The sequence below is a fragment of the Sulfurimonas crateris genome, from assembly GCF_005217605.1.
Lineage (GTDB): Bacteria > Campylobacterota > Campylobacteria > Campylobacterales > Sulfurimonadaceae > Sulfurimonas > Sulfurimonas crateris.
Genome location: NZ_SZPX01000007.1, coordinates 30,981 through 55,523, shown reverse-complemented (window position 1 = coordinate 55,523; position 24,543 = coordinate 30,981). Strand labels below are relative to the sequence as shown.

Genomic DNA, 24,543 nt, shown 5'->3' with positions numbered 1-24,543 from the left:
ATTAACAAAGCCTACAATAAGATATAGGTTGCAAGTGCTAAAAAGCTAAAAAATCCTACAACATCAGTTACCGTAGTTAGTATTACGGTGCTTCCGATCGCCGGATCAACGTCAACTCTTTTAAGAAAAAGCGGTATCGCCGCTCCAAATAGACCTGCCATTAAAAGATTTATGACCATACTAAGAGCAATTACAACGCCGAGCATATTTATCTCGAACCATACCGCAGCTACCACTCCCATGACGATGGCGAATATAAATCCGTTCATTAAAGAGATAAGAACCTCTTTTTTTATGATCCTCATTGCATCACCCTTAGATATCCCACCTAAGGCTAGTTGTCTTACGACAACCGTCAGACTCTGAGTTCCGGCATTTCCACCCATTGAAGCGACGATCGGCATCAAGACTGCGAGCGCGACCATGCTTTGCAGAGTATCTTCAAAAAAACCTATAACGATGGAGGCAAGTATTGCTGTAAATAGATTTATCCCCAACCAAGAGGCTCTCTTCTTACCTGCTCTTAGTATCTCATCATACTCTTCTGCATCATCATCGACTCCGGCAAGATGGTACATCTGCTCGGTTGCATGTTCATTTATGATGTCGTAGATGTCATCTGATGTGATACGTCCTAGCAAAATACCGTACGCATTTACAATAGGCATTACCGAGAGATCATACTCCTCAAAATAGTGAACAACATCTCTGATGTTCTCTCTGTCTTCTGCCTTCTTAGGTTCAAAACTATCTTCGCTCTGCTCAATATTCTCTATAAGTGTCTTGCTGAAATCAAAGACCAGCAAGTCATCTAAACCTACGGTATAGAGGAGTCTGTTGTCATCTCCTATGATAAAGAGATTTTGAATATTTTCTATCTTTTTTTCACGCCTTAGATCCGCGAACCTTTTTATAACATCATGAACTATTTCATCTTTATATGCAGTAAAGATCTCAAGCTGCATATGAGCGCCGGCTTCATCTTCATCGTAAGTTTGAAGTTTTATGATCTCTTGTTTGTCATCTTCATCAAGTGTGTCAAAAACCTTTAAAGCTACGCTCTCATCAACCTCTTGAAGTTCATGCATAAAGTCCACTTGGTCATCAGACTCTAGCGCTAGGACCGCATCTCTAAGCTCCTCAACACTGAAGTTCTCAACAACATCGTCAAAATATCTATCGGGAAGTGCTAAGGCAACATCACCGATGAGATCTTTTGGTATAAGTTTCAGTGCTGATGCAAACTCTGCATCATCCAGCTGTTTAAGTATCTTTGCAATATCCGATGGGTGGATCTCGCTTAACTCATGGGCATTTAAATACTCTTCTAGTTTATTCATTCAACAGCTGTCTTAAAATGTAGCTTTTATTAAAAGATCAACCTGATCACGCACGCACATAAACATCAAACAAGGCATCTCAATACCGTAATCGCTCATCAATATCATAGAGGTTGCCTCTATAATCAAACTTCCATTCACCGTTGTTATTTTAGCGTCTGCGCTTAACTCTCTCTTCTCTCCGTGAAAATCAAGCGTACCGTTAATAACATAACCATCCTCTTTTTCGCTCTTTACTATACTAGATATTATATAGGTAGCAAAAGCGAATTTTTCTGCTTCTATCTCTTCATACATACTTTTATCTCTATCGCTCTTATCACTTGTAAAAAGAGTCATCTCAAGCCAAAATTTGCCCTTGATCGTAGTAATGTCGTTATTCTCTATAGTTATATCTGCCTTGAGGTAATTATTGATCGGATCGATCGTACTATCCATCATCATCTCTGTGTGTGCAGCCACATAACCGCTTTTTAGCTCTAAGTTCATCGCAAAGAGCGGGAGTGCTAAAAGCAACATCATAAATATTTTTTTCATCATAAATCCTTCTTATTTAAATTAAGTGCTATTTTAGCACACATATCGTTTAATGCAGGGCTCCTGATAGAGCAACTGCCAAACCAAGACCGGATGCCATCCAGCCGACAAAAATCATCATAAAAGCAAGCTTGGATATCCTTGCCTCCTTGCTAAGAGTCGTAAAAACCACAACGTTGTAGTAAGAGATGGCAAAAGGATATATTATCGCAAGAAGGAGCGGCTCTTCCAAATATGAGAGAGTATAGCTAAGCGCAAAAATAGACGCTATAAAGATATGCTTTTTTATTGTTGACATCTTAATACAGTATGCACCGATTAACCCCAATAGGTGAAAGGCTATGATTGTAAAAGTGTAGTGTGACCATATATCCATATCTGCATGTCTTGATAGAGTCTCAAAAAGGTTTGAATCCAAAAATATCCATAACATCAAAGGCAGATACTGCAGATAAGGGTGCGAGACCTCCTTTGCATCCGTCTCTACAACATAATCTCTCAGCATAAAAGCGCTTAAAAGCGCAATTGAGGTAAAGCCCACAGCCATATATATCCTGTGATCTGGATCATAGGTAAAAAAGTATGTGCCGATAGTGTATGCTATGGCAAGTGCTGCAAGAAGCTCTTTTTGCTGCTTTGCTTTAAAGAGATAGATACCAAGCGGAGCCATAACACCTACCGAGAGCCCAAGCAAAACAAGCGTAAAGGCGTTATAGTCAGGATAAAAAAATGAAAGAAGCAGTTGCAAGAGAAGAGCGATAATTATCTTATGCACCGGATTGCTGATCCTGCCCCATGAAAAGCCACCCAAAATAGTGCCTGCCACTCCGCCTGCAAACATCGGAAAGAGTGTTATCATATCTGAGTTGTAGTGCTCTGCAACACCTGTCTGGACTATCAGAAGATAGAAACTAAGCTCAAATCCAAGCAGTAAAACAAGTGCTAAAGAGTAGATCATAGGCGGCTTCTAAAAATAAGATATATCAGAGCGTATAAGATGTCGTAAAAACCTACAAGAAGCCCTAATGCGTCTATCGTTCCGAGATAAAATAGAGATAAAAAGATAGTTCCCGTAATAAGACGGGCTATCGAGGTAAAATATGCAAAAAGATGAGCCTCTTTGTTTATTCCGACAAGATGTAAGATACCAACAAAACCCATAAATCCAAATACAATGTAGTAGTAGATGCTAAAATTAAGCCCTAAAAACTCAAATAGCAAAGGCGCTGATAAAAAGAGTATAAGAGCGCCAAGACCATCGGAAGCAAAGCCGTTTAGATGGTATAGTTGAAGCATGGAGGGTTTTGAGATCTTTATCTTTTTTGCAATAAAATAGATAACTCCCGCAACCGCCAAAAGACCACCAAAGAGACGAATCCACCACATAGATATGACATCGATAACAAATAGTCCCGCTTCATCAAAACCCGCCAAAGTTAGGGAGGCAAAAATAATTCCGATAACATAGAGCCAAAAGTGCATAAGCTTATCAGGCAGCTTGTAGAAGTATTTTAAAACGCTTAGAGACATAAAAAATATCCCTAGTCCAATGGCGAGATGTGCGTGTGCAATCACTAGATCATTTTTATGAAAGGGCCATCTGATTTCGGGTATAAAGAGTATATTGCCCTGAATCATCACAAACAAAAATACCCAGATAGAGATGACTAAATAAGGCGTAGATTTGAGAGTAATTTTGGCATCCATGCACCACTTTATAAGCAGCGGAGCATAAGCAAAAGTTAGCCACTGATAGACCCACTCCTCGTTGTATGAGAGCTCTCCTCTAAAAATACGCGTAGCAACCGAGATAGCGTATCCCGCAAGCGGAAGAATCCAAAAGATGTGCCATCTTGGAACAAACTCCTCTTTTGCATGAAGTTTTATCATAAGGTAAAAAAGAGGAATAAGCGTAAAGCTCATTCCCAGAGTATTGTCGCCGTGAGGTCCTACAAGCGTTTTTTCAACCTGCCCGTAAGTCGGATTCATCAGTATAATGAGCGCCAAAGGTGCCGCAAAAAGAAGCGCTTTTGAGACTTTTACCCAAAGTGGCGTAATCTCATACTGTTTTATGGTTTTAAAAATTGCAACTATATAAAAGATGCCCGAAGCCGCAAGTATGAAGTTGAGCTCATAGGCAAAATCATAAAACGGCAGAGAGCGTTGAACTCCGAGCAAAATAGAGACGACTGCCATAAACAAGAAGAGGTGCCAGAGTAAAAAGTAGACTCTTAATGGCTCTACAGCGCTGCTTAGATCAAGCTTCTCTTTTGCAAAAAGAGCGAATGGAAGCAAGGAGAGAGCTAGCATAATCGGTCCGTAGAGCATTAGCGTAATATGAAGCGAGCGCGTGGTCGAAGCACTTAAAAGCGTACTGTCCAAAGAGGAGAATCCGAGCATCTGTGCCGCATATATCGTGCCGACCACAATAGAGCCTAAAAATATAAAGGCCCAGATTGGCATAACCTCTTCTACTAGTTTATAAAATCTGTCCATCTTTTAACCTGATCGTGTGAGTTGCGTAGTTCTCTATCTGCATATCGTGGGATGCGACCACTACGGTAGTGCCGCTCTTTACTGCCTCAGCCAAAAGACCGTAAACAATTTGAGAATTTTTTGAGTCCAGACTTCCGGTGGGCTCATCGGCAAATATAATTTTCGGCTCGTTTACAAGTGCGCGGGCAAGTGCCACGCGTTGTCTCTGTCCGCCCGATATCTCGTTTGGATAGCGCTCTGAGAGTTCTAAGATACCGAGCTCGCCAAGTATTTTGTTGATATTTTGTTTTTTATCTTCAAGTGCGGCAAGGGCTATATTCTCATAGACGCTTAGATAGTTTATGAGATAGTGAAACTGAAAAACAAAACCTATCTTGCTTTGGCGAAAATAGTCTATATTTTTTATTGTCCCAACTCCCTCGCCGTCTATAAGAAGCTTGCCGTTTGATGGTTTCAGCAGAGTTGAGAGAATAGAGAGGAGAGTCGACTTTCCGCTCCCGCTCTCTCCGCTTAAAAATAGAAATTCGCCGCTTTTGATCTCAAAAGAGAGATCGAATAGAACCTGCTCCGCGCCGTAAAAGTGAGAGATATTAGATGCTTTTATCATGCACATCCTTGATTTATCAGAAGTATCGGGTCTGTTTTAGAGGCGATCCACGCCGGTATCAGCGAGCCAAAAAGAGCCATAAAAATTGTTGAAGCAAAAACATACAGAGCTGTTGAGAGCGAAAGAGTACCGTTTACATAACCCTGAAGCATCTCAATGTGCGGCAGCATCTCTAAGATACCAAGACTCAAGATGAGTGCAAAAAGATAAGCCGAGACGCTCATCATAAGTGTTTCAAAAAATAGATTTTTAATAATAAAAAGACGGCTCTTGCCCAGAGCGCGCATAATCCCGAACTCCTCTTTGCGAGAGTTTACGATCATGCTCATAACAGAGGCGATCCCCATAAGACCCATAGCAAAAGCGAGCGTTGAGATAACAAGAGATGAGTTCTCGATAATTTTAAACTGGTTATACTCTTTTACGAAATTTTGCGTAGTCTTTACCTCAACCTCACTGCTTAACTCAGATATTTTTTCAACAATGTTATCTATCTCATTAGGTGATGAAGATGAGACCAAAATGAAAGATGCCGAGCGGTTAAAAAGCTTGCCCGCATCGCTTATATTCATAACTACGCCGCCCTCTTCAAAACCTATCTCACTGCTGTAAACACCAGATATTTCAAAGCTTTTGTTTCCTATGTTTATCTCTTTTGTCACAAACTGCTTTGCAAGATTTTCGCCAAGTATAACTTCACCCTCTTTTGGATAAGTTCCGCTCTTTAGCTTATAGTGTGAAAAATGGTTGTCCGTAGTGCCGTAAATACCGGCAATGGGAATATGACCTATAGGAGAAGCTCCGACGATCATTGCATAACTTGATGTGACATACTCCAACTCATCTATCTTTTTCATGATCCCAATATCTACGTTGGAGAAAAAAGTGTCCGAGATCCCTTTTTGTGTGATGATGATATCGCCGTCCGTTTTTATCATCTTCGAGTACATTCCGATCACGCCCTGAGAGACTGAGCTGATTAGAAAAATAGCCATTACCGCGATGGTAATGGATGAGAATATAAGAAGGCTTTTAAATGGATTTTTGCTGAGTGCTTTTAGTGAGATCACTTCTCAATCGCCGTTTTTAACTCTTCTTGCGTCGAGATAAAAGATATATCTTTGATTTTTGAGCCTTCTATATGCAAAAGTGTGATCTTCTGCTCTTTGCTTGGAACTATATTTTGAAACTTCTCACCGTAGTGCAGGTATATAAGATGTTTATACTTCTGAAGTTTTGGCAGAGCGAACATATTTGTTATAACTGTAGGCATCTTGTTTATGTCGGCTATAAAAATTGAGTTGTTCTTTGGGAGATAAAACGGGCTTTGAGTATCAAGATATTCGTTAACCAAAGCTCCCGTATCTTTTTCAAAGGCTACTATTACCAACTTTGTCTTTTTTGGTATCTTCATCTCTCGGCCCATCGGCGTTTCATATTTAAAGCTGTCCAGCGTATTAAGAGGGGAGTTTACACTAAGCGGAGCTGCGCCTAAGATCGCGACACTGAGGGTTAAAGCGGTTAAAAATCTGTTCATTTTTTTCCTTGAGTTAATTAAAATAAAATTATACTGCCTATATGTTAATTGATGGTAAAAACAGGTATTTCGGGTGGAACTCTATATCTTACCCTGACACCCCAGTACCCAAGTCCTCTGCATACATATAAAAGGGTGTTTTTGTGTCTGTAAAGCCCTGAGATATATGGCTGAAAATATTTAACTACAAAATTAAAAGGATATATCTGTCCGCCGTGAGTATGCCCGCTAAGCTGCAGATCTATGCGAAAATCTTCTATATGCGCCACATCTTTTGGCTGATGAGTAAGCAGTATGGTAGAGAGGTTTGGATCTAGCCCGCTAAAGAGCTCTTTTATAGGTCTCTTTATTCCTCTTACAAAACCGTATCTGTCACTAAGCCCCACTAACTGCAAAACAGAGCCTTTTATAGCTATCTCTGCTATCTTGTTATCCAGACAAAGCACTCCTGCACTCTGCATAATCGACTCCAGTTTTTTTGGACCGTAAACAATATCATGATTACCCGTCACATAATATGCGGATGCTTTAATATCTTTAAAAGTCTCTAACTGCTCTTTTACATTTAATGCGGATGTCTGAAGTATATCTCCGCTAAAGAGGACGATGTCGGGACCCAAAGCGTTTATTTTTTTAACAAGATTTTTAAGGTAGGCGACCTCTACGCCTTTGCTAAGATGCAGATCTGAGAGCTGTATAATGCGAAGACCGTCTAGAGAGTTGCAGAATGTAGTGCTCTTTATTGCGATCTCATCAAATGGAAAATATTTCCATCCTACCTGAAGAGACACTTACGCCTAACCTAGTTATGAAGATTTTTTACTGCAAGCTCTATCCACTTATCAAGAGCAGGTTTAATGTTTTCAAACTTCAGAGTCTCGCCCTTTAAGATGATTTTTTCATCTTTGATTATCTCCATGCTCTCTAGCAGTGTCTCGCCTGTTGTTGCATCAACTATGCGCTTCTCGCCCAAAATTCTCACATTTCCATCTAAATAAGAGTTGAATGATGTCACAGTTATATCCATTGCAATAGGTGAGAACTGATTCCAATTCTTATCATCAAAGTGAACTTCAACTGCAGATATTGCCGACTCCAAAATCAAACTACCTGACTCTTTTGTATCAACAAGCTTCAAGCTGCTGTCTTTTTGTATCTCTCTCTTATATCCCTCACTTACATATTCAGATATCTTCTTATACAGTTCTCTTTGGGAATCACTCTGCTCTAATTTTGGGAGTGCCTCTATAGCTTGAACAGGAGATATCAAAACAGTTTTGTACTTAGAGACATCATACTCTTTATAACTCTTTGCTGCACTAAGAGCGTCACTGCTCTGCAGCTGTGAGTAGTCACTGAAAAAGCCGCTGTTTTTAGCAGCCACATTTTTAGATGCGCAACCGCTTGTTAAAATGGCAAAAGCGCTTAACGCTAGGGCAAATATTGTTGATAGTTTCAAATTAATCCTTCATTTACGACATCATGTCTCTATTATTTTTTGTAATAGTATCATTTTTGGTTAAACGTTAACTATATTATAAATTTTATCTATTTTGATAAATTATGATATTATTATTGCCATAAATTTAGAGTAGCGTTAAAGGTTTGCAGAATGAAACATCTAAAACTAATCGTCGGCTTACTTCTGGTAACTCTCATCTTTTCGGGATTTTGGACAGGAAAGAGCAAAAGAGAGATAAGGGAAGAGAACAGGCTTGAGAGGGTAAATCGTATTGTAGCCAGCAACCAAACGATGCAGCTGCTCTACAAATACGCACCAGAAGCCAGACAGATGGTGCTTCGCTCTTACGGATATGCGACATTCAGCAATGTAGGGGTGAACCTTATCCTCCTCTCCGCAGAGGGCGGCAAAGGGATGGCACACAACAACAGAACCGGAATAAACACATATATGAATATGGCTTCAGGCGGTTTAGGGCTTGGTATTGGGGTAAAAGATTTTAGAGCGGTTTTTCTCTTTGAGAACAAAAGAGCTTATGACACTTTTGTAAGATCCGGCTGGGAAGCGAATGCCCAAGCAGATGCTGCCGCAAAGTATGAAGAGAGCGGTGGCTCATTAAATGCGGCGATCACAGTTGCTCCCGGTGTGAGGCTCTATAAACTGACACAAAACGGCTTAGCACTTCAAGCTACTGTTCAGGGCACAAAGTATTGGAAAGATACAGAGCTTAACAAAAACTAATTTTTAGTTAAGCTAACTAATCTTACAATTGTTTCGATCTTAAAATAAAAGGAAGTTCAATGAAAAAAATTCTAGTTAGCCTTGCTGCAATTGTAGCACTAAGTTCATCTGCAATGGCAGGCGTAAATTCTCAAACTGGTTGTGGTCTTGGTTCTATGATTATCAAAGATGATTCTACTGCTGTACTGTTAGCTCTTCAAGCTACAACAAACGGTACTTCGGGTAACCAAACGTTCGGTATCACTTCAGGAACTTTAGGTTGTCAAAAAACTCAATTCGTTATGAATGAGCAAGCTGAAGAGTTTGTTGCTTCAAATATGGATCAACTTGCTAAAGAGATCGCGATCGGTCACGGCGAGAGCATTGACACTTTGGCAGAGCTTTTAGAAGTATCTGACAAAGCTACTTTCTCTGCATCTCTTCAAGAGAACTACAACAAGATATACACTAGCCAAGATGTAAAAATGGCTGATGTACTTGACAATATCTCTACAACAACTCTATAAAAAAAGTTAAGATCAAACGAATTTTTCGTTTGATCCTACTCTACAAAACCTCAAATTCAGGACTCTCCTATTTTAAACAGACTATTTTTAACCCTTACCCTTTTTGTCTCTATTTTAAACGCCTCTTCGTACCAATACAAACAAAAAGCGCAAGAACTAAATCTATCGGACTCAAGATACTGGAACCTCCTGCTGCATATGAACGATGGTGTAAGTGAGATAGACGATGAGCGATTCTTTTTATCATCAGATGGTAAAACAAGTGCGCAAGATGAGCTTGATGCTACTATTGATGCATTATTAAACGAAACAACTTTTGATGACAACGCAACCGCATGCCGCTTTCCGGCAAGAAAAGCTTGGCTCAAGGAGCAGCTCTCAATTGAAGAGTTTCCTGAAGTAAAATGCGAAAAATATGACTCTATTGTTAAAAGACTTAAGCCAAAATCTGTAACTCTGGTTTTTCCATCAGCCCACATAAACTCTCCTGCCTCCATGTTTGGGCACACTTTTTTACGCATCAACTCTGCATACAACTCCAAACTTCTATCTTATGCCGTAAATTATGCCGCAGATGCAAATCCTGATGAAGAAAATGCGGTGCTTTTTGCGATCAAAGGGCTATTTGGAGGATACTTTGGAAGATACTCGCTGCTTCCATACTATGACAAACTAAAAGAGTATAGAGACAGTGAGCAGAGGGATATCTGGGAGTATGATCTTGATTTTAGCGAAGATGAGACGCGAAGAATGATAGAGCATATCTGGGAGCTTAACGAAACACACTCTTACTACTACTTCTTTACGGAAAACTGCTCATACAATATGCTCTGGTTCATGGAGGTCGCTAGACCAACCCTGCATCTTAGAGAGTACTTTAACTATCAGGTTATCCCTCTTGAGACTGCACATGCCTCAAAACTCGAAAAGATTATAGAAGATAAATTTTTCAGACCTTCAAAAAGAACCACTCTTTTAAAATATGAGGAACTTATAGAGAAAGAAAATATTCATCTTCCTCTTGAGCTTGTCGATTCTACTATCTCGATCGATGAAGTTTTGAGAAGCGGTGATATCCAAAAACAGCAAAAAATGTATATTTTAGAGGCTTCTATAGAGCTGCTTGAGTATAAATTCAGCAAAAGTAAAATAGAAAAGGAGAGGTACCTAGAGCTCTTTCATGAATTCTCAAAAGCTAGAGCTTCTCTTGGGCAGGGAGATAAGCTTGATATAAAAACTCCACCAAACCCAATAGATAGCCACCGCGCAATAAGAGCATCCATTGGCGGTGGTTCAAGAGATGGCGACTCTATAGGTTTTTTGGGTATTCGCCCTGCATATCATGACTTAGAGGACAGCAACTACGGCTTTTTAAGAGGGACACAGATAGAGTTTTTAAATCTTGAACTCTCTTATAGGGACAGTGACTTAGAGGTTGAAGATGCAACTATTCTATCCATCGTCTCTCTTGCACAAAGATCTCACTTTTTTGACAATCTCTCTTGGAGAACAAAGTTTGGATGGGACAGAAACTCACTTGACTCAAGCGCTAATTTCATGGGAACCGTAGGTGTGGGGCTAAGCTGGGGTAATAAGCTTGGATATACTTATATAATGGCTGATCCGCTCTTTTATCTGGATGGAGACTCTAAATCTGCGATAGGCGGCTCTATAGGTATGGTGCTTGACAAATACAGCTCTATGAGCAGTAATATTGAGGCTATTAGAAGATGGTATGACAACGGGGAGGAGCAGAACATTCTATCTATCTCACAAAGCTTTAGAGTTTCGCAAAACACTCAACTAAAGTTTAAATATGACTATAAAGAGAGAGGCAAGAGAGAGATGAATAACAAAGAGGATAATTTAAGAGTCTATCTAAATTTCTACTTTTAAAACTTATTTTAACTCTATAAGATACCCCTCAGCAATCTTTTTAAAGCCGTATCTATAAAGTCCGTCCAACTCTATAACTGCTCTGTAGTAACCGTCATGATTTCCTATCCTAACCTCTTTAAATATAGAGTTGGGGATTTTTTTAACATAACTTTTCATATTGCTATCTCTTTTAAAATCAATAACCAATCTATGCGGATTTACAAGCATAAAGTTTCTGAGTGCTCTATCTTTAGTTACTAGTTTTAAACTCTTTTGATATGAGAGAAGTGAGAGATATTCTATAGAGGCTATATTTTTATAACTCTCTTTTTTTGGAACACTTTTTTGAACCTGCTGCACTGCCTGTAGCTGAGTTGAATTTTCTTGCTGGGCATAGCTCTGAGTAATAAAAATAGGAATATGCCAGTCAACCTTATTACTCAGTTCTATACTTTTACTCTCTACTGAGCCGTCAAGATTTTTGAACTCTATGGTTACTTTTTGAAGTACTCTTGCTTGAGATGGAAGAGTTATAGCGGCTCTTTTAAGAGGCTGTGTATCACTCTCTTCATTTGAAGTTATTAGTATATCTCTCTCACCATCAGAGGGAAAGAAAGGATTTTCTCTAGCCCCAAGAGACAAAAAGATCAAAGAAGATATAAGCAGAACTCTAATCAAAGTAACCCCTTCCATTATGTTAAACACTAAAACGAACTCGTCCGTTTTAGTGGCAGGGACTTAAGGTCCCTACAACCCTCTAAAGCTACAAAAAAACAAGTTTTTTGAGATTTCTATGGTGTATTATATCAAGATTAAGAGCTATTTCGCAGAAATCTCTTTTAATTCAAAATACTCTTTTTGAAGCTCTGCATTTTGTGTTCTTAGTCTGTTGATCTCACTTTGCAGATACTCCTCATAATCTTGAAGGCCAAGCAGGACTTCTAATGAATTGGTTCCATACAGAAGTATGCCGATATATACTCCGCTTGCCAAAACAACTATTAGAAGCATTAAGAACTTTGTTAAGGATAGACCTAGATATTTTTGTGTAAGACTTTGCGTATCGTCTATCCCCTCATAAAGCTCTTCATCTCTCATTAAAAGTTCTTATTTAAAAAGTTGTGAACCTAAATACTCGCCGTAAGCCACTTCATTCTCTATCTCTAAAAGACGGTTATATTTAGCAGTTCTCTCACCACGCGCAGTAGATCCTGTTTTTATCTCACCGCAGTTTAGTGCAACGGCAAAATCTGCAATGAAAGCATCTTCGCTCTCACCAGAACGGTGACTCATAACACACTTGTAACCGTTTCTTTGAGCAAGACGAACCGTAAGCATAGTCTCACTGACCGAGCCGATCTGATTTGGTTTAATAAGAATAGAGTTTGCGATACCCTTTTGGATTCCCTCATTTAGAATGTTAGCGTTTGTCACAAACAGATCATCGCCGACAAGTTGTACTTTATCGCCCAATTTCTCAGTCAATATTTTCCAGCCGTCCCAATCATCTTCGCTTAGACCGTCTTCAATTGATACGATCGGATATTTTGAACACAGGTCAACATAGTAATCAACAAGCTCTTCAGAGGTGACTGTTCTGTTTTCACTATCTAGTCTATAACCGCCCTCTGCAACAAGTTCGCTCGCTGCAACATCAAGAGCGATCGCCATCTGCTCTCCCGCTTTGTATCCTGCTTTTTCTATCGCTTCCATAATGATCTGAATAGGCTCTTCATTTGAGCTTAGATCAGGAGCAAAACCACCCTCGTCTCCAAGAGCCGTATTGTGTTTTTTAGATTTTAAAATAGCTTTTAGATTGTGATAGACCTCTGCGCTGGCTTGAAGTGAAGTTGCAAAATCTTCAAAACCGACAGGCATGATCATATACTCTTGAAAATCTACAGAGTTGTCTGCGTGTGAGCCGCCATTGATAATATTTAGCATCGGAGTAGGCATAACCATAGCGTTAGCTCCGCCAAGATAACGATAAAGTGGAACGCCTAAGCTTTTTGCAGCAGCGCGTGCCACAGCCATAGAGACACCAAGAACCGCATTAGCACCTAGATTGCCATAGTTCTGGGTTCCATCAAGCTCTTTCATTGTAGCATCGATTATTGCCTGATTAAACGGAGAAAGTCCAATAAGAACATCCGCTATCTGGCTGTTGACATTCTCAACAGCCTTTAAAACGCCTTTGCCCATATATCTGCTGCCGCCATCACGAAGCTCTAATGCCTCACGCTTACCCGTACTTGCACCTGAAGGCACGATCGCACTCGCTTTTGTGCCGTCACTAAGCTCTACTGTTGCTTTTACCGTAGGATTTCCGCGTGAGTCCATCACCTCTATTGCACTAATATTATCTATAAACATTATCTATCTACCTCTTTGTACATTTAATTTAATTTTAATTTGCGCTGATCTCTAGAGGTCAGTGTCTTCTATCTCTAGAGCATCCATCGCCATCAGAGAGTTTATCCCCATGGCTGTTTTTATCTTCTCTTCGACTTCACGAGCCAATTCAGGGTCTTCTATAAACTTGGCTTTGACATTTTCACGTCCCTGACCCAGTTTTGTCTCTCCGTAAGAGAACCAAGCGCCGCTTTTATCGATTATATCGAGCTTTACGCCGTAATCGACAAGCTCGCCCTCTTTAGAGATTCCTTCGCCGAACATTATATCAAACTCTGCCTGACGAAACGGAGGTGCTACTTTGTTTTTTATAACCTTGGCTTTAACACGATTTCCTATCTGGCTCTCACCCTGCTTTAGAGATGCTATACGTCTTACGTCTATTCTTACAGACGCGTAGAACTTAAGCGCATTTCCGCCTGTTGTCGTCTCTGGAGAGCCATATCCCATCATACCTATTTTCATACGGATCTGATTAATAAATATAACTGTACAGTTCATCTTATGTAAAATACCCGTCAGCTTTCTAAGTGCTTTTGACATAAGACGTGCCTGAACACCGACATTTTGATCTGACATCTCACCCTCGATCTCAGACTTTGGAGTAAGAGCCGCGACCGAGTCGATAACTATCAGATCTATCGCACCGCTTCTAGCAATGGTTTCAACAATATCCAAGGCTTGCTCACCGTAATCGGGTTGAGAGACAAGAAGATTGTCCACATCGACACCAAGATTTTTAGCATACCCGACATCAAGTGCGTGTTCTGCGTCAATAAATGCACATACTCCGCCTTTTTTCTGGCACTCTGCCGTTATTTGAAGTGCCAGCGTCGTTTTACCTGAACTCTCAGGTCCATATATCTCGACAACTCTTCCCTGTGGAACACCGCCAATACCGAGTGCAAGGTCAAGTCCCAGAGAGCCTGTACTAATCGACTCAATCGGCATTATCTCTTTATCGCCTAGTCTCATAAGCGCACCCTTGCCGAATGCCTTATCAATCTGTTTCATAGCTAAGTCTAATGATTTTTGTTTATTTGCGTCCATCTTTGGCTCTCTTATATTAAATTTAGACTTATTGTATGACAACTTTTAATTTTTATTTTAAAATATTGCAAATTGTCATATTTTTATATGAAGATTCCATATAAAATTAGTGGGATTTTATCCTTATTTGGTTAAAATATAGTTTATATTTTTAAGTAGATAGGCGACTAATTTGAAAAAAACTCTTATTGCACACTCCCCTGACGCTGACGACGTATTTATGTACTATGCTATTAAATTCGGCTGGGTAGATATGGATGGTGTAAAGTTTGAGAATATTGCCGAAGATATTCAGACCCTAAACGAAAAAGCTCTAAACGGTGTTTACGAGATAGTCGCTATAAGCTTTGGGCTATACCCCCATATTAGAGAAGACTACGCTCTTCTAAGAACTGCCGTGAGCTTTGGAGAGGGGTACGGACCGAAGGTCATAAAAAAAAGAGGCGTTAAGCTCAAACGTAACTTTAAAGTGGCACTTAGCGGAGAACACACGACAAACGCTATGCTTTTTCGCATAGCCTATCCCGATGCAAGAGTGACTTATATGAACTTTTTGGAGATCGAGCAGGCTGTTCTTGATGAGAAAGTGGATGCGGGTGTGCTGATCCATGAGAGTATTTTGACCTACAACGACGAGCTTGAAGTTGAGAGAGAGATGTGGGATATCTGGCAAGAGCTCGCAGGAGATGAGCTTCCCCTGCCTCTTGGCGGAATGGCAATCAGTCGCTCAATCCCGCTTAACAGAGCCATAGAGTATGAAGCAACTTTAACAAAAGCGGTACATGTAGCGCGCGATAACAAATATAAGCTCTCTGAGATGCTTCTAGAGAGAGATCTTGTACGCATAGATGCTCCGACTTTAGATAAATATCTTGAACTTTATGCAAACGACAACTCTATTGCACTTAGCGAACTGCAATACAGAGCGATCAACAAACTTTTTGAGATCGGCTACAAGCACGGTTTCTACGACACAGAGGTAAAAGCCCAAGATTTTATGATACCGACAGAGTACAAAGACTTAAGAAACTCATAATGGAAGCAAAACTAGTATCGCTTGGAATCGAGACCTTTAAAATAGCACTCCTTCTTGCACTTCCGGGTCTTTTAGTGGGTATGTTTATAGGTCTTGCCGTAAGTATATTTCAGGCTACTACACAGATCAATGAGATGACACTGAGCTTTATTCCAAAGATCATAGGCGTTGTTATTGTCGTCATTTTAACTATGCCTTGGATGCTAAATGCGATGACCGACTTCTCTTTGAACATCTTTAATATGATCCCAGATTTTATAGAGTAATGAAGAGCCAAACAATAGACTTCGCTAAATTCTCCTCCATTAAGATAGGCGCAACTCTAGATGTTATGCTGCTCGAAGATTGCAGCAAAAACTACAAAGACTCTTATATCATCGGATCGTGTAACAATATTTTGATGGGAAAAGAGCCGCCCCCTCTTTTAAAATTAAGCAAAAAATATGACTATATCAAGATAGAGAACGACACTCTTAAGATCGGAGCTGCTACACCCTCCGGAAAAATTGCCTCTTTTTGCAAAAAGCATGATATTGCTAACTTTGAGTTTCTCTCTCATCTTCCCGGAACTCTAGGCGGTTTGGTATATATGAATGCAGGGCTCAAAGAGTATGAGATATTCAATAATCTCATCTCTGTAAAAACATGCGATAAAGAGTTTAAAAAAGATGAGATAAAGCATGGATACAGGTTCACGAACATAGGGTCCCCGATCTTAGAAGCGACATTTTTACTGGAGCACGGGTACGACAGAGAGAGGCTCTTGATGTTTAAGAGTATGCGCGACAACCAGCCCTCAATCCCAAGTGCGGGAAGCTGTTTTAAAAACCCCGTTGGTGATTATGCAGGCAGGCTTATAGAAGCCGTAGGGCTCAAAGGCTACAGAGTCGGCGGCATGGAGTTTAGCTTAGAGCATGCAAACTTCTTGGTAAATATGCAAAACGGGACTTTTGATGAAGCTATATACTTGATACAAGAGGCTCAAAAAAGAGTCTACAAAGAGTTTAATATTTGGCTTGAGTGCGAGATCGCGGTTTTAGATGTAAGGTATATGGGGGAGAACTCACCTCTTCTAAATCCTAATAGGATTTAGATAGGTAATACTCTTATCTTTTTAGAGAGTTTCTCTTTTAGAGTCGATTCGATCGCATAAAGAGTTCCTGTTGCAGAACTTGCACATCCGTTACATGCGCCAAGGTATCTGATATATACGTCGATATACTCATCACTCGGCTTAACGTCGATTACTTCCATATCGCCACCGTCCATGATCAAGAACTGACGGATGCTCTCATCTATCTCCGCATCTATCGCTTTGATCTGTTGAACCAATGTCATTGATTCAAAATTACCTTTTGTGCCAGCATCTGCAGCAGCTTTCATCTTCTCTTCATCCATCTCACGACGCGTATCTCTTAAGATGTCTACCAAGTAGTACTCTCTCTCTTCGTGTCCGCCCGGTTTTATACAGCTTTTACAAAAGCCGCCCGCTTTGGTATAGTCTGTGATCTGCTCGATCGTTGTGAGGTCGTTTAGTCTAATAACATCTTGAAGTGTCTTCAAGCTGACGCGAGCACACTCACAAACAATTATCTCCTCTTCAAAACTCTCAGAGTCAACACCCAGATAAAGTCCTGCAGCTTTTTTAATAACATCGTAAGCCATAACGGAACAGTGCATCTTTTGAGGCGGAACTGCAGGAGTCTCAGGGTTGTCTCTTAGAGCAAACTCAACATCGATATTTGTTATCTTTACAGCTTCTTGAACAGTTTTGCCAATACAAAGCTCTGTCATAACATCCGAGCTCGCAATAGCCGTTCCGCATCCAAAACTTTTAAATTTAGAGTTTACGATAACATCTGTCTTTGGGTCAACTTCCCAGTAAAGACGCACTGCATCCCCACAGCTCTCAGCCCCAAAATCGGCAACGATCAATCTGTTACCGTGTGATGCAGCCTCCTCCTCAGTAATTTCACCTTGATGTTTTGGATTGTTCATCAAGGTAGTTACTTTATTTGAGTAAGCGTCCCATAAAGAAGCCCCCAATAAGTCGTTTTTTGCCATAATTTTTGTCCTTTAATTTATTTTATAAATTCAAGGGAACCTTTTTCCCTGATTTGTCCGCAAAAGGAACTCGTCCCTTTTGCTTCGCTAGCCGCACGGGCACTAAAGCTTGACACTGGCGTGTCAGAAATTTATACTTTTATTTAATCGGCAATTAATGGAAGTGCAGTTCACACTCTTTTGATTCGCCGCCAGGCGTAGGCCCCACTTTTGCAAATGAACTAGATATTGCACGAAGTCTGAAAACAGCTTTTTTAAAGTGCTCTATCGTGTAATCTATCTCCTCATCCGTGGTAAAACGGCTAAGGCTTAGACGAATTCCAGTATGAGCAAGCTCATTGTCAGCTCCGATTGCAAGCATTACAGTATTTGCCTGCAGATCTTCACTCGCACAAGCAGAACCGGTAGAAGCTCCGACCTGAGCATTATTTAGATCCCAAAGCATACCTTCACCCTCAACACCTCTAATAGATATCAGTATCGTATTTGGTGTTCTGTTCTCTCTGTCGCCGACAACAAAAGTATCACTTAACTCTAAAAGAGCATCTTCCAAGCGGTCTCTTTTCGCTCTTATAGAGGCTATCTTCTCTTCTATATCTGTAGTTGCGAGCTCAATTGCCTTGCCCATAGCGACAATATACGGAACATTTAGCGTCCCTGAGCGTCTTCCGCCCATATGCTCGCCACCGTTGAGAAGCGGAGAGAGCGGCTGCGAATCTTTAATATAGAGCGCACCTACTCCTTTGGGACCATGGAACTTATGAGCGCTCATAGATAAAAAATCTACATGCACGTCTTGAAGATCGACCGGGATCTTTCCAACTGCCTGAACACCGTCCGTGTGAAAAAGAACACCCTTCTCTTTACATATCTCGCCTATCTCTTTTATAGGATTTATCACCCCTGTCTCATTTGAAGCCCACATAACAGATACAAGCGCAGTCTTGTCGGTTATAAAGCTCTTTACGACATGAGCCTCAACCACACCTTCATGATTTACTGGAAGATAAGTGACTTTTACACCCTGCTCTTCAAGCGCTTTACATGCGGCATAAACAGATGGATGCTCAATCTCGGTTGTAATAATATGGTTCTTATCACCGTTTACTATATGATCCAAATAAACCGATTTTAGAACCCAGTTATTTGATTCGGTTGCACATGATGTAAAGATAATATCGTCATTATCACTCGCATTAAGCGCTTTATACACTTGGTCCATTGCCTTTTTTAGCGCAGGATGTGAAGCTGTACCAAATTTATGTAGTGAGTTTGGATTCCCGTAAATCTCACTAAAAAATGGCCCCATTGCCTGGGCAACCAATGGATCGACCATTGTTGTGGCATTGTTGTCTAAATAAACTTGCATATTTAACCTTGTTCTATCGAGTTTTTTAATTAAGACATTTTTTGTCTTGTTTTACTTTTGTTATGATAATAGTTTTGTTATTTGAATAAGCTTAAATGAAACTGTGCTTATACAATATTTAAGCTATAATTATACATTAACTAAAGAGGAAAACCAATGTGTAATTTTAACAAACATAATGAAGATACCAAAGCAGTGATGCATCTTTTGATGCAAAAGTGCGCGCAGAGCGTCGGTGGAGTCAATTTTCTTTTGGGGCTCATCGAAGCTATGAAAGAGAAAAAACCCAATGCTTTGATCGATAGCGCTTGCAAAGTCGACTCAAAAGAGCTTAATATCAGATGGAATAAAATAGTCTTCAAAGATAAATTTGACGTTTTAGAAGAGGTTATCAGATCTCACAAAAGTTCAGAAGGAACAGATTTCAATATACTTAACTCCGAGAGCCAAAAGAAGAGAAAAAAGATTTTAAATATGGTAAAGACCCTCTCACCGATCGAATTTACGGTAACAGTTAAAAACTCTCAAGATCACGCAGGATTTAACTTTAAAATATTTGAGAGCGTAGAGGATGAATATGTAAAAGTAAACCCCCTGTTTGCCGCGATGTTCTTCTGTTCAACAGAGTACATAAAAAAAGCTCTTAAGTATGAGATATAGAAAGTTTAAATCTTAAATGTTATAATCCCGAAATTATTCCTCTTTTATAAAGGTTCATTATGGGACAAACAATAACCGAAAAAATATTTTCAGAGCATGTAGGGCACTCTGTTTATGCCGGCGAGATCATCCGCTCTAACATAGACATGGTTATCGGAAACGATATAACCACTCCTATATCTATCAGTGCTTTTAACCTAAGTGGTGCTACAAAACTTGCAAATCCTGACGGTTTCTCTATCGTTCTTGACCACTTTATCCCTGCAAAAGATATTGCAAGCGCAAATCAGGCACGTATTAGCCGTGACTTTGCAAAGAAGCACAACCTGAAAAACTTTTTTGATGAAAAAGATATGGGGATCGAACATGCTCTTCTTCCTGAAAAAGGTCTTGTTGTACCGGGTGACGTTATCATCGGTGCAGACAGCCATACATGTACACACGGAGCACTTGGAGCATTCTCAACGGGGATGGGCTCAACGGATTTGGCGTTTGCCATGATCACTGGCGGAAACTGGTTTAAAGTTCCAGAATCCATCAAAGTCGTTCTTAGCGGAAAACCTGGAAAATATACTACCGGAAAAGATATTATCCTAGAGATCATCCGCATGATAGGCGTTGACGGAGCACTCTATAGAACTTTAGAGTTTACAGGAAGCACGATCGAGCACCTTACAATGGATGATAGATTTTCTATGTGCAATATGGCGATCGAAGCGGGAGCAAAAAGCGGGATCGTAGCTTATGACGATGTTACAAAAGAGTTCTTGAGCGATAAAAACCTTGCTCGTGAGCCTCGTATCCACTACTCGGATGATGACGCTTCTTATGTACAGGTTCTCGAGATAGACGTAGCGAACCTTGATCCGGTTATCGCATACCCGTTCCTGCCTTCAAACGGACACAGTGTCTCTCAGGCTCAAAAAGATCACATCAAAATAGATCAGGCGTTCATCGGAAGTTGTACAAACGGAAGACTAAGTGATTTAAAAGTTGCAGCAGAGATCTTAAAAGGCAAGCGAGTACATCCTGACGTGCGTCTTATCGTTACTCCCGGAACGCAGATGATTCTTCGTGAGGCAAACAAGTTAGGCTACATCGATATTATCGTAGATGCGGGAGGTGTTGTAAGTAACCCGACATGCGGAGCTTGTCTTGGCGGATATATGGGAATTCTAGGCGACAATGAAGTTGCGATCTCTACGACAAACCGTAACTTTGTAGGCCGCATGGGTTCGCGCTCATCTAAAGTCTACTTAGCCAACTCTGCTGTTGCGGCAATATCTGCAATAGAGGGCTATATAACAGACCCAAGATAGAATATTAATATTCAAAAGGGAAATCTTTTTAAGGCTTAAAGTGATATAATAAACAAAACAAAACACAAAAAAGGAATATAAATGAAAAAACTACTCTTGATCCCGGCTCTTCTCTTTAGCAGTGCCCTTACAGCGCAGGAATACAGCTACGAGGTGACTCCTGTTATCGGCTACAATATTGCAGAGGGCAACCTGGATTTAGACAATCAGTTTTTGATGGGTGCTGAATTACAATACAATGATTTTGACTACTTACTAAAACCGGAATTGAGCCTGCTTTACTCACATGATATTGACTACGAAAACAGTTCATTGTCAACAGACATTTACCGCATTGCTCTTAACGGTGTTTATGAGTATAAGACAGAGAGTTTTATTAAACCTTTGGCAAAAATCGGTGTCGGCTATGAGACACTTAATGAGCACTTTGCAGAAAATAAAGATAGCGTGTTTCTAAATGCAGGAGTTGGGGCAAAGATCCCTATAGTAGAGAGTATTTCTCTAAAACTTGAAGCTGTCTATATGTTGAAAAATAATGACAATAGATGGGATAACAATCTGGCTCTTTTAGCAGGTATAAACTATTCGTTTGGACCTAAAATTCAAGAAGCGCCGGCACCTGTCTCATATGAGGCTGTTCCTGTTATCGCACCTGTTGACGGTGATGACGACAATGACGGTGTTTTAAACTCTAAAGATAAATGCCCTAACACTCCAGCCGGAACAGAGGTAGACTCTAACGGATGTAAAGTTGACGGCGATGATGACAATGACGGTGTTTTAAACTCTAAAGATAAATGCCCGACAACTCCAGCAGGTAATGTCGTAGATGAAGAGGGATGTACAAAAATAGTAAATCTTCATATTAACTTTGAGACAGCTTCTTATACTGTTGATAAAGCATCAAAACCTAATGTTGAAGCATTTGCAAATTTCTTAAAAGCAAGAATTAACTTTGATGCAAAGATAATCGGTCACACAGACAGTATTGGTTCAGTTGCAAACAATCAAGAACTCTCAGAAAATAGAGCAAATGCTGTAAAAGAGATGATTGTTAGCTACGGTGTAGACGCAAGCAGAATCACTACAGAGGGCATGGGTGAATCGACTCCAACGGCTACAAACGATACGGCTGAAGGCAGAGCAGAAAACAGAAGAATAGAAGCGGAGCTAATTAAAAAATAGATGCTAGATACTCCATGTGTCATCTTTGCGGGTGGCAGATCAAGCCGAATGGGAGAAGATAAATCTCTTCTTCCATTCGGCACCTTCAACACGCTGACAGAGTTCCAACTCAATAGACTTAGTAAAATCTTTAAAAACGTATATATCTCATGCAAAGAGAGCACAAAATTCAGCTTTGAGGCAGAGTTTATAGAAGATATAAAAACAGACTATATCTATGCCCCTACCGCAGGATTTGTCTCCGTCTTTAGCTTCTTAAAGTGTGAGAAGTTTTTTGCACTAAGCGTAGACTCCCCTTTTATAGGCGAAGATGAGATAAAAAAAATAGTTGAAGCAGACAGAGCGGATGCGGATGCTACGGTGGCAGAGACACCACGCGGTATAGAGCCGATGTGCGGTATCTATCATCGCTCCATGGAGAAAAAATTTACTGCTATGCTTCACGAGAATAATCACAAACTCGGCTTTTTACTAAAAACCTCAAACACGATCTATGTAGAGTTTAGGAGCAAAAAACCCTTTTTAAACCTCAACCATCCACACGAATATCAAGAGGCTCTAAGCCTTATAGTTTAGGTCAAGTAAATTACTTTTCTTCTGCTATAATATTAAGAAATAAAATATAAAGAAACGGTATGAATTTAACACATTTGGACGAAAAAGATAGACCAAAGATGGTCGATGTAAGTGAAAAAAATCAAACAACAAGAGTAGCGGTTGCCAGCGGGATCATAGAGATGAGTCAAGAGGCTTACGATGCAATAGTAACCCAAAAGACAAAAAAGGGACCCGTTCTTCAAACTGCAGTAATTGCCGCAATTATGGGCACAAAAAAGACAAGTGAACTTATCCCTATGTGTCATCCTCTAAACTTAAGCGGGATAAACTGCGACGTAGAAGAGCTCTCAGAGCTTCCGGGCTTTAAACTCACAGTTACGGCAAAACTCACCGGTCAGACAGGTGTTGAGATGGAAGCGCTTACTGGTACCAGCATAGGACTTTTAACCATCTACGACATGGTAAAAGCAATAGACAAAGGGATGATTATCCGTAATGTTCAGTTGGAGAAAAAATCGGGAGGCAAAAGTGGAGATTATCAACGATAGAGAAGAGAAGCTTGAACTTACATACCCTTGTAGCTGGTGCTACAAACTCATTGCCGGAGAAAAAGAGGCATTGGAGAGAGCAATAAGAGATGTTATAGATGAGAGAGAGCATAAACTAACTCACTCTAACACAAGCAGAGGCGGCAAGTATATAAGCATGAACCTTGATATACTAGTTCACAATGAAGATGACAGAAACTTTATCTATGAGGCACTAAAAGCTCATCAACATATAAAAATGGTACTTTAAAAGGAGTCTAAAATGAGTTTACAAGAGCTAAAAAACATTAAACTGCAAGAGTTAAACCTTAATGAGATGAGGGATTTAACGACAGAGATCATAGACAACAAAACAAAAAAGCTAAAGGGTGAGCTTCAAGAACTTCTTGTGCAAAAAGAGCTCCTAGAGAAGAGTCTAGAGAAAAAGTCAGCAGAGCTTCAAGAGGCAAAATATACGATCTTTAATGACATAGAGTCAGCAATAAACAAAGATGATGTCCAGACACTATCAAAGCTTCATCAGATAAAACTACAATCAATCGACCTCTTTGACATACTCAGCGAAACGGTTGAGGGAGCGATAATAACTGCGATAGAGAAGTCAAAAGACTCCGAAGCAAAAGAGTCTATCCAAGAGGTTATAAAAGAGCTTACATACCAGACCATAAAAGAGGGAACGCTCAATACCATAAGAGTCAGAAAAATTCTCTCTACGATCCTGCACTCAAGTATAGAGATAGCAGAAGCTACGCCAAATACATCAGAAGATATTTTGGAAGCTACTCTAAAAGGTATGAGAGCCGGACTGCTTGAGTCGATAGACAGATTTAAAAAGAGACTTGCATATATGCCGCTTGAGGCTAAACATATTCTTATTGAAGATTACGACACGATCATGGAAGACTTAAACCAGACCGACACTCTGTTTTTGCAGGTTGTTCAGACACAGGCAAACGAGAGCGATCCGACTATCAGAAAGATACTGCTTGATCTTAACAAGAAAATGCACTACGATCTTGAAGAGCTGATCCATATCTCCAAAGAGACTGCACAGGTTATGAAAGAGAGATTCTCAACTCTTGCAAAAACAGCGGTTAAAAAAGCTGATACGGCCCTTAAATCAGAGACTGCAAAAGAGGCAAAAAGAATGGGTATCCAAGCGTGGGGAGTTGCAAAAACCGCACTTGAGAGCGCTATTAAATCGGCAAAGGGCGTAATCGAGCCAAAAGATAAATAGT

28 protein-coding genes are annotated in these 24,543 nt (G+C 40.2%); 13 read left to right on the top strand and 15 right to left on the bottom strand.

The window, feature by feature from the left end; genetic code table 11:
• Positions 1 to 11: 11 nt before the first annotated feature.
• The 9 genes from mgtE to FCU45_RS09295 are packed head-to-tail and all read right to left on the bottom strand — an operon-like array spanning position 12 to position 7,976.
• Positions 12 to 1,340: a magnesium transporter gene (mgtE, locus tag FCU45_RS09335; protein ID WP_137014605.1), complete on the bottom strand. Its 1,329-nt coding sequence runs from the start codon at positions 1,338 to 1,340 to the stop codon at positions 12 to 14.
• A gap of 12 nt (positions 1,341 to 1,352) precedes the next feature.
• Positions 1,353 to 1,877, bottom strand: a complete 525-nt coding sequence (locus FCU45_RS09330; protein ID WP_170175853.1) for a YceI family protein — start codon at positions 1,875 to 1,877, stop codon at positions 1,353 to 1,355.
• Positions 1,878 to 1,926: 49 nt separating this feature from the next.
• The gene (locus FCU45_RS09325; RefSeq protein WP_137014601.1) at positions 1,927 to 2,835 is read right to left on the bottom strand and encodes a hypothetical protein; all 909 of its coding nucleotides are present in this window, start codon (positions 2,833 to 2,835) and stop codon (positions 1,927 to 1,929) included.
• Positions 2,832 to 4,373, bottom strand: a complete 1,542-nt coding sequence (locus tag FCU45_RS09320; RefSeq protein ID WP_137014599.1) for a heme-copper oxidase family protein — start codon at positions 4,371 to 4,373, stop codon at positions 2,832 to 2,834. Before FCU45_RS09320 ends, FCU45_RS09325 begins: the two co-directional genes overlap by 4 nt.
• A complete protein-coding gene (locus tag FCU45_RS09315; RefSeq protein ID WP_137014597.1) occupies positions 4,357 to 4,980 on the bottom strand; it encodes an ABC transporter ATP-binding protein in 624 nt (207 codons plus the stop codon). The genes FCU45_RS09320 and FCU45_RS09315 overlap by 17 nt, the downstream gene beginning before the upstream one ends.
• On the bottom strand, positions 4,977 to 6,050 hold the full coding sequence (locus FCU45_RS09310; protein ID WP_137014595.1) for an ABC transporter permease: 1,074 nt from the start codon (positions 6,048 to 6,050) through the stop codon (positions 4,977 to 4,979). The genes FCU45_RS09315 and FCU45_RS09310 overlap by 4 nt, the downstream gene beginning before the upstream one ends.
• A complete protein-coding gene (locus FCU45_RS09305) occupies positions 6,047 to 6,517 on the bottom strand; it encodes a hypothetical protein (protein WP_137014593.1) in 471 nt (156 codons plus the stop codon). Before FCU45_RS09305 ends, FCU45_RS09310 begins: the two co-directional genes overlap by 4 nt.
• A 44-nt stretch (positions 6,518 to 6,561) precedes the next feature.
• The gene (locus FCU45_RS09300; RefSeq protein WP_137014591.1) at positions 6,562 to 7,308 is read right to left on the bottom strand and encodes a metallophosphoesterase; all 747 of its coding nucleotides are present in this window, start codon (positions 7,306 to 7,308) and stop codon (positions 6,562 to 6,564) included.
• 11 nt (positions 7,309 to 7,319) lie between these two features.
• Positions 7,320 to 7,976 carry a DUF3313 family protein gene (locus tag FCU45_RS09295; RefSeq protein WP_170175852.1) on the bottom strand — a complete coding sequence of 219 codons (657 nt, stop codon included), beginning with the start codon at positions 7,974 to 7,976 and terminating at the stop codon, positions 7,320 to 7,322.
• 153 nt (positions 7,977 to 8,129) lie between these two features.
• On the opposite strand from FCU45_RS09295, the gene FCU45_RS09290 reads away from it, so the two are divergent.
• From FCU45_RS09290 to FCU45_RS09280, 3 genes are read left to right on the top strand one after another with little or no spacing between them, the layout of a single operon-like run.
• Positions 8,130 to 8,720, top strand: a complete 591-nt coding sequence (locus FCU45_RS09290) for a lipid-binding SYLF domain-containing protein (protein ID WP_137014587.1) — start codon at positions 8,130 to 8,132, stop codon at positions 8,718 to 8,720.
• A gap of 59 nt (positions 8,721 to 8,779) precedes the next feature.
• Positions 8,780 to 9,226 (top strand): DUF3015 family protein, encoded by a 447-nt coding sequence (locus FCU45_RS09285; protein ID WP_137014585.1) that lies wholly within the window; start codon positions 8,780 to 8,782, stop codon positions 9,224 to 9,226.
• A gap of 54 nt (positions 9,227 to 9,280) precedes the next feature.
• The gene (locus tag FCU45_RS09280; RefSeq protein WP_484421994.1) at positions 9,281 to 11,122 is read left to right on the top strand and encodes an Lnb N-terminal periplasmic domain-containing protein; all 1,842 of its coding nucleotides are present in this window, start codon (positions 9,281 to 9,283) and stop codon (positions 11,120 to 11,122) included.
• 3 nt (positions 11,123 to 11,125) lie between these two features.
• On the opposite strand, the gene FCU45_RS09275 is transcribed toward FCU45_RS09280, so the two are convergent.
• The 4 genes from FCU45_RS09275 to recA all read right to left on the bottom strand — a co-directional run bounded on the left by FCU45_RS09275 (position 11,126) and on the right by recA (position 14,566).
• Positions 11,126 to 11,782 (bottom strand): AMIN domain-containing protein, encoded by a 657-nt coding sequence (locus tag FCU45_RS09275; RefSeq protein WP_137014581.1) that lies wholly within the window; start codon positions 11,780 to 11,782, stop codon positions 11,126 to 11,128.
• 141 nt (positions 11,783 to 11,923) lie between these two features.
• Positions 11,924 to 12,202 (bottom strand): hypothetical protein, encoded by a 279-nt coding sequence (locus FCU45_RS09270; RefSeq protein ID WP_137014579.1) that lies wholly within the window; start codon positions 12,200 to 12,202, stop codon positions 11,924 to 11,926.
• A gap of 9 nt (positions 12,203 to 12,211) precedes the next feature.
• On the bottom strand, positions 12,212 to 13,477 hold the full coding sequence (eno, locus tag FCU45_RS09265) for a phosphopyruvate hydratase (RefSeq protein ID WP_137014577.1): 1,266 nt from the start codon (positions 13,475 to 13,477) through the stop codon (positions 12,212 to 12,214).
• A 51-nt stretch (positions 13,478 to 13,528) separates the two neighbouring features.
• The gene (gene recA / locus FCU45_RS09260) at positions 13,529 to 14,566 is read right to left on the bottom strand and encodes a recombinase RecA (RefSeq protein WP_137014575.1); all 1,038 of its coding nucleotides are present in this window, start codon (positions 14,564 to 14,566) and stop codon (positions 13,529 to 13,531) included.
• Between the two features lie 172 nt (positions 14,567 to 14,738).
• Between recA and FCU45_RS09255 the strand changes: the two genes are divergently transcribed.
• Genes FCU45_RS09255 through FCU45_RS09245 form a run of 3 tightly spaced genes read left to right on the top strand, consistent with a single transcriptional unit; the run spans position 14,739 to position 16,695 of the window.
• Complete coding sequence (locus FCU45_RS09255; protein ID WP_137014573.1) at positions 14,739 to 15,602, top strand: menaquinone biosynthesis family protein; 864 nt, start codon at positions 14,739 to 14,741, stop codon at positions 15,600 to 15,602.
• Positions 15,602 to 15,868, top strand: coding sequence for a flagellar biosynthesis protein FliQ (gene fliQ / locus FCU45_RS09250; RefSeq protein WP_137014571.1), 267 nt, complete (start codon positions 15,602 to 15,604; stop codon positions 15,866 to 15,868). The genes FCU45_RS09255 and fliQ overlap by 1 nt, the downstream gene beginning before the upstream one ends.
• The gene (locus FCU45_RS09245; RefSeq protein WP_137014569.1) at positions 15,868 to 16,695 is read left to right on the top strand and encodes a UDP-N-acetylmuramate dehydrogenase; all 828 of its coding nucleotides are present in this window, start codon (positions 15,868 to 15,870) and stop codon (positions 16,693 to 16,695) included. Before fliQ ends, FCU45_RS09245 begins: the two co-directional genes overlap by 1 nt.
• Here the strand turns inward: FCU45_RS09245 and FCU45_RS09240 are convergent.
• Both FCU45_RS09240 and FCU45_RS09235 read right to left on the bottom strand, forming a co-directional pair.
• A complete protein-coding gene (locus tag FCU45_RS09240) occupies positions 16,692 to 17,666 on the bottom strand; it encodes an iron-sulfur cluster assembly scaffold protein (protein WP_137014567.1) in 975 nt (324 codons plus the stop codon). The genes FCU45_RS09245 and FCU45_RS09240 overlap by 4 nt on opposite strands.
• A gap of 154 nt (positions 17,667 to 17,820) precedes the next feature.
• Complete coding sequence (locus tag FCU45_RS09235; RefSeq protein WP_137014565.1) at positions 17,821 to 19,035, bottom strand: NifS family cysteine desulfurase; 1,215 nt, start codon at positions 19,033 to 19,035, stop codon at positions 17,821 to 17,823.
• A 156-nt stretch (positions 19,036 to 19,191) separates the two neighbouring features.
• Between FCU45_RS09235 and FCU45_RS09230 the strand changes: the two genes are divergently transcribed.
• The 7 genes from FCU45_RS09230 (at position 19,192) to FCU45_RS09200 (ending at position 24,542) form a co-directional block, all read left to right on the top strand.
• Positions 19,192 to 19,695: a hypothetical protein gene (locus FCU45_RS09230; RefSeq protein WP_137014563.1), complete on the top strand. Its 504-nt coding sequence runs from the start codon at positions 19,192 to 19,194 to the stop codon at positions 19,693 to 19,695.
• A 59-nt stretch (positions 19,696 to 19,754) separates the two neighbouring features.
• Positions 19,755 to 21,014: a 3-isopropylmalate dehydratase large subunit gene (locus FCU45_RS09225; RefSeq protein WP_137014561.1), complete on the top strand. Its 1,260-nt coding sequence runs from the start codon at positions 19,755 to 19,757 to the stop codon at positions 21,012 to 21,014.
• Between the two features lie 81 nt (positions 21,015 to 21,095).
• Positions 21,096 to 22,199, top strand: coding sequence for an OmpA family protein (locus FCU45_RS09220; protein WP_137014559.1), 1,104 nt, complete (start codon positions 21,096 to 21,098; stop codon positions 22,197 to 22,199).
• Entirely contained in the window at positions 22,200 to 22,775 is a 576-nt protein-coding gene (mobA, locus tag FCU45_RS09215; RefSeq protein ID WP_137014557.1) for a molybdenum cofactor guanylyltransferase MobA, read from the top strand.
• A gap of 59 nt (positions 22,776 to 22,834) precedes the next feature.
• A complete protein-coding gene (gene moaC, locus FCU45_RS09210; RefSeq protein WP_137014555.1) occupies positions 22,835 to 23,305 on the top strand; it encodes a cyclic pyranopterin monophosphate synthase MoaC in 471 nt (156 codons plus the stop codon).
• Positions 23,286 to 23,555 (top strand): HP0495 family protein, encoded by a 270-nt coding sequence (locus tag FCU45_RS09205; protein ID WP_137014553.1) that lies wholly within the window; start codon positions 23,286 to 23,288, stop codon positions 23,553 to 23,555. The genes moaC and FCU45_RS09205 overlap by 20 nt, the downstream gene beginning before the upstream one ends.
• Before the next feature lie 12 nt (positions 23,556 to 23,567).
• Entirely contained in the window at positions 23,568 to 24,542 is a 975-nt protein-coding gene (locus tag FCU45_RS09200; RefSeq protein ID WP_137014551.1) for a DUF6781 family protein, read from the top strand.
• Position 24,543: the final 1 nt, after the last annotated feature.